Consider the following 11,819-nt stretch of genomic DNA (forward strand, 5'->3'; position numbering starts at 1 on the left):
ATGCGACGGCACTTTCGAGGGCGGCGGCCATGCGAATCTCCTTGTTTGGATCAATTCCAATCTACAGTCTGGAATTAATCCAAACAAGGGTGCTTGCCGTGTTTTCGCCGCTCCGCGGGAGCATCCGCGACGCCGGCAGGCCGGTCGACACCGGTGGCTCAAACGTGTGGTTGTGGGCGGGGCCGATTGTCTCGTCTCGGGGGCGGGGGCTAGACCATGCCCGGTCGAATTCGATCCGGAACTGATCGGGCGGCCGTCCAGCCGCCCCACGCGTGACATGAACCTCGGCAAGCGTTTCATCCGCCATCCGTCCGTGCAGGGCCTCCTCGGCCGTTTCGCGGCCGGCTATCTGCGGCTCGTGCGACTCACCAACCGCTTCGAGATCCATGCGGGCGATGGGTCCCCGGGGGCCGCGGACGGCTGGATCGACGCGCGCAAGCCGCTGATCATCGGCATGTGGCACGGCCAGCACATCATGATGCCGCTCATGCGTCGCCCGGGCGACCGCGTGGCCACGATCATCTCGCGGAATCCGGATGGGAACATCAACACCATCGCGCTGGAACGCTTCGGCGTCCGTGTGATGCGGGCCTCCGGCGCCCGCGGCCGCAGCCGAGCCACCGATCTGCGCGCCAAGGGCGGAGCCGAAGGATTGCGGGCCATGCTGCGGGCCCTGAAGGGCGGCGAATCGGTGGCCTTCAGCGCCGACGTTCCCAAGGTCTCGCGCCGGTGCGATGCCGGGATCCTGACCCTGGCGCGCTTCTCCGGGCGGCCGATCGTCCCGGCGGCCGTGGTGACGAGCCGGCATCTGCGCTTCAACTCGTGGGACCGGGCCTGCCTGGGCCTGCCCTTCGGCCGCGGCGCGATCGTGCTGGGCGACCCGATCTATGTTCCGCGGGACAGCGACGGCGAGGCGTTCGAGACGCTGCGCCGCTTCGTCGAGGCCGAGATGAATCGGGTGCATGCCCGCGCCTACGCGCTCGTCGGGCGCGCCGACCGGGCGGCGCTCTACCGCGACCCGCTTCCCGAGCTTAGAGACGCGCCGGTGGGAGACCTCGCGTGAGGCGTCCCTCCGTCACCCTGCCGCTGCAGGCCTACCGGGCCGGCCTGCGCATCGGCGAGCCGGCGCTGACCGGCCTGCTTGCGTGGCGTGCGCAGCGCGGCAAGGAGGATCCGCGTCGGCTTCCGGAGCGGCGCGGTCTGCCGGGGCGGGCCCGGCCGGTCGGGCCGCTGGCCTGGATGCACGGCGCGAGCGTCGGCGAAGCCCTGTCGCTGATCGGGCTCGTCGAGGGCATGATCGCCCGCGGCTTCTCGGTGCTCGTGACCACGGGCACACGCGCGGCGGCCGAACTCGTCGGCGTGCGGCTGCCGCCCGGCGCGGTGCATCAGTACATGCCGCTCGACGCGCCCCGCTGGATCGGACGGTTCCTGGAGCATTGGCAGCCGGACCTCGCGGTCATCGCCGAATCGGAGATCTGGCCGAACACGATCCTGGCGCTGGACGAGCGCGAGATCCCGCTGATCCTGGTCAACGGCCGCATGTCGGAGCGCTCGTTCCGAGGCTGGGAGCGCTGCCCGCGCACCGCCAAGGCTCTGCTGACGCGGATCGCGATCTGCCTCGCGCAGACCCAGGAGGACGGCGAGCGCTTCGCCAAGCTCGGGGCGCCGCGGGTGAGCATCGCGGGGAATCTGAAGTTCGACGCGTCGGTGCCCCCGGCCGACGCGCAGCAGCTTGCCTATCTGGGGGCCATGATGGCCGGCCGGCCGGTTTGGGTCGCCGCGAGCACGCATGCCGGCGAGGAGACCATGGTCGCCTACGCGCACGCGATGCTGAAGGTGCAGTTCCCCCAGCTCCTGACCATCATCGCCCCGCGGCATCCGGCCCGGGGGGGCGAGGTGGTGGCGTGCGCCGACGCCGTCGGCCTGCGCAGCGCCCGGCGCTCCACCGGCGGGCGGCCTCACCCGTCCATCGAGGTCTACGTCGCGGATACGATCGGTGAGCTGGGCCTGTTCTACCGCCTGAGTCCCCTGGTGTTTCTCGGCGGTTCCCTGGTGCCGCGGGGCGGACAGAACCCGATCGAGCCGCTGCGCCTCGGCTCTGCGGTGCTGCACGGGCCCCACATCGAGAATTTCAGCGTGGTCTATCAGGCCCTCGACCGGGCCGGGGGCGCCCTGCCCGTGCGCGACGGCGTCGAACTGGCGGCGATCGCCGCGGAAGCTCCTCGGCGATCGGAGCCGGCTCGCCGACATGGCCCTTGAGGGGCAGCGTGCCCTGGAGCCCTTCGAGGGGGCGGTGGCGCGCACGCTCGCCGTGCTCGATCCCTTCGTGGCGCAGATGAAGCTCCAGCGCCTCGACCGGGGTAGCCGCGCGCGACCGCTCGTGCGGGCCTGATGCGGCCCCCGGCCTTCTGGGCGGCGGGGCCGGATCACCCGGCCGCGCGCGGCCTCGCCCCGTTCGCGGCGCTCTACGGGGCATTGGTGGCCCGGCGCATGGATCGTCCCGGCGCGCCGGCCGGCTGCCCGGTCCTGTGCCTGGGCAATTTCACCCTCGGCGGTGCCGGCAAGACGCCGGCCGCCCTGGCGGTCGCGGCCCTCCTCGCCGAGCTCGGCCGCAGGCCGGCCTTCCTGTCCCGCGGCTACGGGGGTCGGAACGCGGGCCCGGTACGGGTCGATCCAGACCGCCACGCCGCCGCGGAGGTCGGCGACGAGCCGCTGCTCCTCGCCCGCAGGGCGCCCGCGATCGTCTCCCGGGACCGGCCGGCGGGCGCCGCCCTCTGCCGGCAGCTTGGCGCCGACGTCATCGTCATGGATGACGGCCTGCAGAATCCGAGCCTCGTCAAGGATCTCAGCTTCGCGGTGGTCGACGGCCCCGCCGGCCTCGGCAACGGATTGCCGTTCCCGGCGGGGCCGCTGCGCGCGCCCCTCGCCCGGCAATGGCCGCATGTCGGCGGGCTGATCGTGATCGGTGACGGCGCCGGGGGCGACGCGGTCGCCCGGACGGCCGAGCGGCGCGGCCTGCCCGTCCACCGGGCGCGACTCGTGCGGGAGGCGGATGATCTGGCGGGCCGGCGCTGCCTCGCCTTCGCGGGCATCGGCCGCCCCGAAAAGTTCTTCGCGACCCTGGCGACGGCGGGCGCGGTGATCGCCGGGACGCGTCCGTTCCCGGATCATCATCCCTACCGGCCGGGAGAACTGGCTGCCCTGGCCGAGTCGGCCCGGCGCCTCGGCGCAGACCTCGTCACCACCGAGAAGGACGCCGTGCGCCTGCCGCCGGCCTTCTCGGCAGACGTGCGCGTCCTGCGCGTCCGCCTCGTGCTCGACGACGTGGACGCCCTGCGCCGGCAGATCCGCGACGCGCTCCGCGCGCCGTGACCCTCAGGGACGGCCGGTTTCCTTGAGCCGCTGCAGAATCGCCTCGGGGGAGGCATAGGCCTCCTGGCGGGCGGCGCTCCAGTAGCGCAGCCCGTCGAGCGGGATCGGCTCGCCGGTCACCGCGCAGCGCACGAAGCTGCCGGGCTTGACCACCCGCATGGTGCCGTCGCCGTACTCGACGACCGCTTCGCCGTTGTTCGCGCGCTCGTAACGACCCAGCACGTCCGCCTCCTGCTCGATGGCGCCTTCTACACGATCTGCACGCCCCGCGATGCCCGCGAGGTTCAGGTCAGCATCGACGGGGTTTCATCGCGCGCCAGCAGGGCCCGCGCCATCGCCGCATCGACATGCATGCGTTCGACCAGCGCGTCGGCGCTGGCGAACCGCTCCTCGCCGCGAATGTGTCCGACGAACTCCACGGCGATGTCCTGCCCGTAGAGATCGTCGGAGAAGTCGAAGAGATAGGTCTCCAGCAGCGGCGCGCCGTCATCGAAGGTCGGACGGCGCCCGTAGCTCGCCACGCCGTCGCGGAAGTCCCCCGACGCCAGGCGGACCCGCACCGCGTAGATGCCGTGTGCCAGCCCGCAATCGGGCAGCATCATGTTGGCGGTGGGAAAGCCGAGCTGCCGCCCGCGCTTGTCGCCGTGGCGCACCGCGCCGAGGACGAACCAGCGATAGCCGAGAAGCGCGTTGGCGCGGACGATGTCGCCGGCCGCGAGGGCGGCGCGGATCGCGCTCGACGAGACCGGCTCGGTCTCGCCGCCGAGGGCGACCGGCGCCACGATCCGGCAGCGCATCCCGGCCTCACGGCAGAGTTCGGCGAGGATCGCGGGGGTACCCTCGCGGCCGCGGCCGAAATGGAAATCGTGCCCGACGACAACGCCGGACAGGCCGAGCGCCCCCTTCAGGAAGTCGAGCACGAAGGCACGGGCGCCCGTGGCAGCCAGAGCCCCGTCGAAGCGGCGCACGATCAGGCCGTCGAGGCCCAGATGCGCGAACACGATCTCCTTGGCGGCGAGGCCGGTCAGCCGGAACATCGGCGCATCGGGCGTGAAATAGGCCCGCGGATGCGGCTCGAAGGTCAGGATCACGGCCGGTCGGCCGGCCGCACGGGCCTCGGCGCGCACGCCCTCGACGAGCACCCGATGACCGAGATGGACGCCATCGAAATTGCCGATCGCCGCCACGGCCCCGGCCAGGGCGGGTGGGACGGGCGCATCGGCGCGGCAGATCGTGAAGGGCCGCGCGGCCGTGTCGTCGCCTGGGGCCATCGGTTCGGGGTCGAATGCTCGGAAGGGTCGGATGGGATCGCCTGACATGTCCGCGAGGGGCCCGACGCGGCCGGACCCTGCCCAAAGGCGCCCGGAGGGTCAAGCGAGGCATTCCGAGGGCGCCGGGCTGCCCTCGGGGCGCGCGGCCTCGCCCCGGCCGTCCCGATTAACCGCTTCGCAATGCGCGTGCCCTATTTTCAATGCTGTGCAGCGCAGCTAAAACGCAGCGTTAGCGAAGCGTTAATCTATCCGGGAGCCGCCGCGGCTTCCCGCCGGGCAATACGGAGCAGTTGTTCGATGGCTCTCGACCTGAGCATGCCGATCCTCGTTGTCGACGATTACCAGACGATGGTCCGCATTATTCGCAATCTACTGAAGCAGCTCGGCTTCGAAGAGGTTGATGACGCGTCCGATGGGACCGAGGCGCTGGCGCGACTGAAGGGCCGCAAGTACGGGCTCGTCATCTCCGACTGGAACATGGAGCCGATGACGGGCTACGAGCTGCTGCGGCACGTGCGCGCCGACGAAAATCTTCGGACGACGCCGTTCATCATGGTGACGGCCGAATCGAAGACCGAGAACGTGATCGCGGCCAAGAAGGCCGGCGTGAACAATTACATCGTCAAGCCCTTCAACGCGGCCACGCTGAAGTCGAAGATCGAGGCGGTCTGCGGAAGCTGACCGGCTCCCCTTCTTCGTCCCCTCGCCGTCCGGGCGGTTCGCTCCTGCGCCGCCGGGCGCCGAGACGTGGCGTGGCCGGTCAGGACGGCCACAGATCCGAGGAGAAGAGCATGTCGTCAGCCGCCTCACGGCAGGCCGATCTGCGGTTTCGTGAACCGCAGACCGTGATCGCCGAGCTGATCGAGATCGCGGATTACATCGCCCATCTCCGTGAGGAGATCGGGGCGCTGCGCGCGAACGAGATGAGCCGTGACCGCATCCCCATGGCGCACGAGGAACTCGGCAGCGTTGTCGCGGCGACGGCAGGCGCCACCAACACGATCATGGAGGCCGCCGAGGCGATGCTCGGCCTGCCCGACGGACCGGGTTACCGCGAGGCCGTCGAGGAGCGCATCAACACGATCTTCGAAGCGTGCGCGTTCCAGGACATCACCGGCCAGCGGATCGCCAAGGTGGTCGAATCGCTGCGCCTGTTCGAGCAGCGCCTGGCGCGGTTCGTGGGGGCCGTGAAGGCCCGCGACGCGTCCTCCATGGATCCCGCCGAGCGCGCCCGGCGGGCCCGGGCGGAGGATCTCTTGCTGAACGGTCCGCAGGCTGTGGACGCCACGCCCTCCCAGGACGACATCGACGCGCTGTTTGCCTGAGGCGAACCTTGCCGGCGAGGCGTCGACCGCCGACCCGATAGTCGACTCGGCGGCGGCCTGCCGGTTAGATCGCCTCCCGAACCCGCCGCCGCCCGGCGGCGCCGGAAGGAGGCCTCGGCAGGAATGACGGCGCGGTTCTGGTCCGAATTGACCACCGAAGACTTGGCGCGTCGCGATATGGGGCGGGCGATCGCGGTGCTGCCGGTGGCCGCCATCGAGCAACACGGCCCGCACCTGCCGCTCGCCACCGACACCCTCATCGCCGAGGGCTACCTCGCCCGGGTGCGCGACCACGCGCCGCCCGATCTCGACGTGCTGCTGCTGCCAGTCCAGCCGGTGGGGAAGTCGGACGAGCACGATTCCTTCCCGGGTACGCTCTCCCTGGACACCGGGACGGCGCTCGCCGCCTGGACGGGAATCGGCGCGGCCGTCCACCGCGCCGGCTGCCGAAAGCTGGTGCTCGTCACGAGTCACGGCGGCAACAGCGGGCTCATCGATCTCGTGGCGGCTGAGCTGCGCGCTCGGTTCCGCATGGTGGCGGTCACGACGTCCTGGGCGCGACTCGGCTATCCCGAGGGCCTGTTCCCCGCCGACGAGATCGCCCACGGCATCCATGCCGGCGGGATCGAGACGGCGCTGATGCTGGCCCTGCGGCCTGACCTCGTCCGGGCCGACCGGATCGCCGACTTCCCGCCGCGGACGCGGGCGATGGTCCGCGACTTCACTCACCTGCGTGCCGGCCGCCCCGCCGCCTTCGCGTGGAAGGCCGGCGACCTCCATCCTTCGGGCGCCATGGGCGATGCGCGTCTCGGAACCGCCGAGGCGGGCCGTGCGGCGCTGGATTACGGCGCCCGGACCTTCCTCGCCCTCCTGCGCGACGTCGACGCCTTCGAACTCGACCCGGACGTGTAACCGCCGCCGCGGCAGCGCCGAAGGAGCCGGTACGCCGGGTCCGAACCGCCGGCGTGCGGGAGTTCCGGCCATGCGCCCTGCCCTCTTGATCGCCGCCGTCCTGTCGTGTGCCGTCCTCCCTTCGGCCGAGGCGGCGGCGCGCCCCGTCGTCGTCGAATTGTTCACCTCGCAGAGCTGCTCCTCCTGCCCGCCCGCGGAGGCGCTGATCGGCCGCCTCGCCCATGAGCCGGCGGGTGCGCAGGGCGACGTCCTGCCGCTCGCGTTCCACGTCACCTATTGGAACCACCTGAACTGGCGCGACCCCTACGCCCTGCCGGCCGCCACCGCCCGCCAGGAATCCTACGCGACCCGCCTCGGCGGACCCGCCTACACGCCGCAGGCCGTGATCGACGGGCAGACCGGGCTGGTCGGCTCCGACGAGGTCGGGCTGCGCGCTGCCATCGCCCGCGCCCGGGAGGCCGGCCCCGGCATCCCGGCGACCCTGGCCCGCGACGGCGGGCGCGTCGTCGCGCAGATCGGGCCCGCGCCCGACGCCGGAGGGGCCTCCGGCCGCGTCCTGCTGATCGGGTACGATCCGAGCCACACCACGCGGGTGCTGCGCGGCGAGAATGCCGGGCGGACCCTCGAGCAGGCCAACGTCGTCCGCTCGCTGCAGGATCTCGGGCGCTGGTCCGGTGCCGCCGCGACCTTCACGGCGACCCGCCCCGAGGGCGAGACGGCGGCCCTGCTGCTTCAGGCCGATGACGGGCGCATCCTCGGCGCGGCGCGACTCGCCGCGGCCCCCGCCGGGACGGGACGGGAGGCCGTACGATGATGCTCGCCGTTTCGGGCGGGATGCCCGCGCGCGCTTGGGCGCTGGCGTCGGGATCCCACCGCGGGGTAGACACGACGCGGGCCGGGGGGCGGAACGACGGCGGAGCCCGGATGGCGCTCGAAGAGGAACTGGCGACCCTGATGGCGGCGGCTCAGGGCGGCGACGCGGCCGCCTACCGCTCGCTGCTGAAGGCGTGTCTGCCCGTGGTCTCGGCGATCGCCCGGGCACAGGGCGTGCGCGGCGAGGCGGTGGACGATGTCGTGCAGGACGCGCTGATGACCGTCCACCGGGCCCGGGCGAGCTACGATCCGGCCCGTCCCTTCCTGCCCTGGCTGCGCGCCATCACCCAGCGGCGGGCGATCGACCGGCTGCGCCGCGCCGGGCGGCGCCCGCGGGAGGTCAACGACCCCCTGGCCTACGAGGCCGAGGTCGATCCGGGCCCGATCCCCGGCCATGGGCTGGAGGCGCGGGATCGGGCGGCCGCCCTGGCCAGGGCGGTGGCGGCCCTGCCCGACGGCCAGCGGCAGGCGGTGGAGCACCTGGGCCTGCGCGAGCTGTCGCTCGACGAGACCGCGGCCCTCACCGGTCGCAGCAAGGGAGCCCTCAAGGTGAACCTGCACCGGGCGCTGAAGGCGCTCCGGGCCAGTCTGACGCAGGAGCGGGAGTGATGCCCGGAGAGGGGAGCAACCGGGCCGGCGGGGACCTGTCCCGTTACGACCGACTCGTCGAGGAACTCGCAGGCGGCCTCGAACCCGTGCGGCCGCTGCCGACCCCGGAGGCCCGCGCGGCGCTCTGGCTCGGCGTGACGCTGGTGGTCGGCGTCGTCCTCGCGGCCTGGATCGGAACCGGCGGCTTCATGCTGCGCATGCATGTGCCGGATCTGGCCCTCGCGGCGGTCGGCGCCGTGCTGACAGCGATCACGGCCGCCTTCGCGGCCTTCGCCACGAGCGTGCCGGGACGGTCCAGCCGCTGGGCGCTTTTGCCGCTTCCGCCCCTCGCCCTCTGGGTCGGCGCGAGCGGGCTGGGCTGCCTGCGCGACTGGATCGCGCCGGGGGCCGACGTGCCCGGCGAGCACACGATCGCGGGCTGCTTCAGCTTCCTGATCTGCGTCTCGGTGCCCTTGTCGGTGCTGATCGTCGTGATGCTGCGGCGCGCCTGCCCGCTGCGGCCGAACCTCACCGCCGCCCTCGGGGGGCTGGCGGTGGCGGCGGCGGCGGCGGCGCTGCTCATGCCCGTCCATCCGCACGACGCCACCGCCACGGATCTCCTGTTCCACGCGGCGGCGGTGACCATCGTCATCGCGGCGAACGGCCTGGCGGGTGGCCGGCTGCTCGGCCGGCACTCCGGGGCCGGCTAGGGCGTACCGGTCGAGGCGCCGGGCCGCGACCACGCGGCGTGAGCCGGTCTGCGGGCCCCGGCGTCCGGTGCGCTCGACTCAGACGGCGCTGGGATCGAGGCCCGGCCAGTCCACGATCCGGTCCGGCAACTCGTCCTCGGAGAATTCCTCCTCGTTGCCGGCGAGCCGGCCGCGGACCGAGATGCCCGCCTCGTGCACGCTCGCGGCCCGGCCGGAGATCAGGGGATGCCACGGGTAGAGCGGCTGCCCGTCGCGCACGAGCCGGTACGCGCAGGTCGGCGGCAGCCAGGCGATCGACCGCACCGCTTCCGGCGTCAGGCGCACGCAGTCGGGCACCCGCTTCTGGCGCCGCGCGTAGTCGCGGCACCGGCAGGTGAGGCCGTCGAGCAACGTGCAGCCGATATCGGTGTGATGGACCTCGCCGGTATCCTCGTCCTCGAGCTTCATCAGGCAGCACCGGCCGCAGCCGTCGCACAGGCTCTCCCACTCGGACGGGGTCATGGCTTCGAGCGTCTTGGTCCGCCAGAACGGCTCGACCGCCCCGCGGCGCGGCGCCTCGGGCTTGGGCATCGGGAAAGTCTCTCGGATGGGAAGCCGCCTCTCTGCCCGAGCCCGGGCACCGCTGCAAGCGTGGCCGCCGACGAGCTCCATGCGACCGGATCGCACCGTCGTGCGTTACGCCCAAGCTCGTCCGCGGCGATTCGCGAGACTGCGCAGAGCCTCGCCGACGGTTCCGGATCCTGCTATGGACCTCGGATGCCGTGCGGTGGCGCAGGCGCAGGGTTCGTGTCCGCGGCGCGGGCCCTCGACCATCCGCCGCCAGGATCCGCCGCAGAGGCGCTCGACAAGCCGGGTTCGACATCGTGCGCCTGCCGACGCTCACCGAGATCAAGGTCCGCCTCGAACGCGCCGCGCTCGCCTTCGACGCCTGGGTCAATGCCAGCCTGTACGATGGCGGCCAGTCCACGGGCGAAGCCTACGAGCGCTTCCAGCGCGTCATGAGCCGGTTCGCCGTGCGCGGCTGGAAGCGCGTCGCCCTCGACCTGACGAGCGAGGGCGTCACCATCGGGACCGGGGGCGCTGTCCTGATGCTCGCCCTGGCTCAGCCCGCCTTCCAGCTGACGAGCGAGAACTGGCTCAAGCAGCAGGACCTCGCCGTCACCTTCCTCGACCGCTACGGCACCGAGGTCGGCCGCCGCGGCATCAAGCATGACGATTCGCTCAAGCTCGATGACTTTCCCGACATCATGATCAAGGCGCTGGTCTCCACGGAGGACCGGCGCTTCTACGAGCATTGGGGCATCGACCCGATCGGCACCCTCCGGGCGCTGGTCAACAACTCGCGCGGCGGCGGCGGCACGCAGGGCGGCTCCTCGATCACCCAGCAGCTCGCCAAGAACCTGTTCCTGACGAACGAGCGCTCCCTGGAGCGCAAGATCAACGAGGCGTTCCTGGCCCTGTGGCTGGAGAGCCACCTCACCAAGAACGAGATCCTGAAGCTCTACCTCGATCGCGCCTATATGGGCGGCGGCACCTTCGGCGCCGTGGCGGCGGCGGACTATTATTTCGGTAAGCCGCTCAAGGACATCAGCCTCGCCGAGGCCGCCATGCTGGCGGGCCTGTTCAAGGCGCCCACCAAGTACGCCCCGCACGTCAACCTGCCGGCGGCGCGCGCCCGGGCGGCGGACGTGCTGCACAATATGGTGGAGGCGGGGTTCGTCACCGAGGGCCAGATCCAGACGGCGCTCCGCAACCCTGCGACCCCGGTGACCCGCACCCGCGACATCACCGCCGACTATTACCTCGATTGGGCCTTCGGCGAGATCAAGGCCATGGCCGACGCGGGCAAGCTGCGCAGCGACCGTGTGCTGACCGTGAAGACGCCCCTCGACCTCGCCATCCAGAAGCGGGCCGACGAGGTCGTGGCCGACATCCTGCGCAAGTCCGGCGACGCCTACGACGTCGACGAGGCCGCCATGGTGATCCTCGACCCGGACGGGGCGCTGCGCGCCATGGTGGGCGGCGCCGATTACGGCGAGAGCCAGTTCAACCGCGCCACCGACGCCCTGCGCCAGCCCGGTTCGTCGTTCAAGCCCTACGTCTATTCGGCCGCGCTCGCCTCCGGCCTGTTCAAGCCCGACACGACGGTGGTCGACAGCCCGGTCTGCATCGGCAACTGGTGCCCGCAGAATTACGGCCGCTCCTATGCCGGCCGGGTGCCGATGTGGCTCGCGGTGGCGAAGTCGATCAACACGATCCCGATCAAGATCTCGATTTCCCTCGGCAAGGCCATGGGCATCAGTCACGAGGCCCGGGCCGCCAAGGCGGGCCGCGCAAAGATCACCGAACTTGCCCACAAGATGGGCATCACCTCGAACCTGATCGACACGGTGTCGATGCCGATCGGCTCGGACGAGGTGACGGTGATCGACCAGGCGGCGGGCTATGCGGTCTTCGCCAACGGCGGCTTCCGCGCCAAGCCCTACGCGGCCATCGAGGTGAAGAACTCGTCCGGCGAGGTGATCTACCGCCACGCCGACGAGGCGCCCGAGCGGGTGCTCTCGCCGCAGGTCGTGGCCGACATGAACTTCATGCTGAACAAGGTGGTCGAGGAGGGCACAGGCAAGCGGGCGCAGCTCGAGGGCGTGAAGGTGGCCGGCAAGTCGGGCACCACGAACGCCTACCGGGACGCGTGGTTCGTCGGCTACACGGGCAATTACGTCGGCGCCGTCTGGTTCGGGAACGACGATCACACCTCCACCAACAAG

12 protein-coding genes and 1 pseudogene are annotated in these 11,819 nt (G+C 71.7%); 10 read left to right on the forward strand and 3 right to left on the reverse strand.

The genetic code is table 11. The annotated features are described in order from the left end of the window. Positions 1-277 precede the first annotated feature (277 nt). From I53_RS09520 to lpxK, 3 genes and pseudogenes are all read left to right on the forward strand, one after another. On the forward strand, positions 278-1,063 hold the full coding sequence (locus I53_RS09520; protein WP_043349693.1) for a lysophospholipid acyltransferase family protein: 786 nt from the start codon (positions 278-280) through the stop codon (positions 1,061-1,063). Then, positions 1,060-2,392, forward strand: a pseudogene (locus I53_RS09525) (3-deoxy-D-manno-octulosonic acid transferase). The gene I53_RS09520 and the pseudogene I53_RS09525 overlap by 4 nt, the downstream one beginning before the upstream one ends. Next, positions 2,392-3,372, forward strand: coding sequence for a tetraacyldisaccharide 4'-kinase (gene lpxK / locus I53_RS09530; protein WP_043349695.1), 981 nt, complete (start codon positions 2,392-2,394; stop codon positions 3,370-3,372). The pseudogene I53_RS09525 and the gene lpxK overlap by 1 nt, the downstream one beginning before the upstream one ends. Positions 3,373-3,375: 3 nt before the next feature. Here the strand turns inward: lpxK and I53_RS09535 are convergent, their stop codons facing one another. After that, complete coding sequence (locus tag I53_RS09535) at positions 3,376-3,594, reverse strand: DUF2093 domain-containing protein (RefSeq protein ID WP_043349698.1); 219 nt, start codon at positions 3,592-3,594, stop codon at positions 3,376-3,378. 62 nt (positions 3,595-3,656) lie between these two features. Next, positions 3,657-4,643 (reverse strand): bifunctional riboflavin kinase/FAD synthetase, encoded by a 987-nt coding sequence (locus I53_RS09540; protein WP_043349701.1) that lies wholly within the window; start codon positions 4,641-4,643, stop codon positions 3,657-3,659. A 297-nt stretch (positions 4,644-4,940) separates the two neighbouring features. Between I53_RS09540 and I53_RS09545 the strand changes: the two genes are divergently transcribed. From I53_RS09545 to I53_RS09570, 6 genes are all read left to right on the forward strand, one after another. After that, complete coding sequence (locus tag I53_RS09545; RefSeq protein ID WP_012317888.1) at positions 4,941-5,324, forward strand: response regulator; 384 nt, start codon at positions 4,941-4,943, stop codon at positions 5,322-5,324. 110 nt (positions 5,325-5,434) lie between these two features. After that, entirely contained in the window at positions 5,435-5,968 is a 534-nt protein-coding gene (locus I53_RS09550; RefSeq protein ID WP_051044744.1) for a protein phosphatase CheZ, read from the forward strand. Positions 5,969-6,091: 123 nt separating this feature from the next. Continuing rightward, positions 6,092-6,880, forward strand: coding sequence for a creatininase family protein (locus I53_RS09555; protein ID WP_043349703.1), 789 nt, complete (start codon positions 6,092-6,094; stop codon positions 6,878-6,880). Positions 6,881-6,950: 70 nt separating this feature from the next. After that, the gene (locus I53_RS09560; RefSeq protein ID WP_043349705.1) at positions 6,951-7,694 is read left to right on the forward strand and encodes a DUF1223 domain-containing protein; all 744 of its coding nucleotides are present in this window, start codon (positions 6,951-6,953) and stop codon (positions 7,692-7,694) included. Between the two features lie 110 nt (positions 7,695-7,804). Next, positions 7,805-8,362 (forward strand): sigma-70 family RNA polymerase sigma factor, encoded by a 558-nt coding sequence (locus I53_RS09565; protein ID WP_043349707.1) that lies wholly within the window; start codon positions 7,805-7,807, stop codon positions 8,360-8,362. Next, positions 8,362-9,051, forward strand: coding sequence for an NrsF family protein (locus tag I53_RS09570; protein ID WP_051044743.1), 690 nt, complete (start codon positions 8,362-8,364; stop codon positions 9,049-9,051). The genes I53_RS09565 and I53_RS09570 overlap by 1 nt, the downstream gene beginning before the upstream one ends. A gap of 78 nt (positions 9,052-9,129) precedes the next feature. Here I53_RS09570 and I53_RS09575 read toward each other — a convergent pair whose 3' ends face one another. Next, positions 9,130-9,621 carry a YcgN family cysteine cluster protein gene (locus tag I53_RS09575; protein WP_043349710.1) on the reverse strand — a complete coding sequence of 164 codons (492 nt, stop codon included), beginning with the start codon at positions 9,619-9,621 and terminating at the stop codon, positions 9,130-9,132. 293 nt (positions 9,622-9,914) lie between these two features. Between I53_RS09575 and I53_RS09580 the strand changes: the two genes are divergently transcribed. Next, positions 9,915-11,819 (forward strand): PBP1A family penicillin-binding protein (locus I53_RS09580; protein ID WP_043349713.1); only part of this gene is annotated, 1,905 nt, incomplete at its 3' end.

The sequence above is a fragment of the Methylobacterium sp. B1 genome (genome assembly GCF_000333255.1).
In the GTDB taxonomy this organism is placed as follows: Bacteria; Pseudomonadota; Alphaproteobacteria; order Rhizobiales; family Beijerinckiaceae; genus Methylobacterium; species Methylobacterium fujisawaense.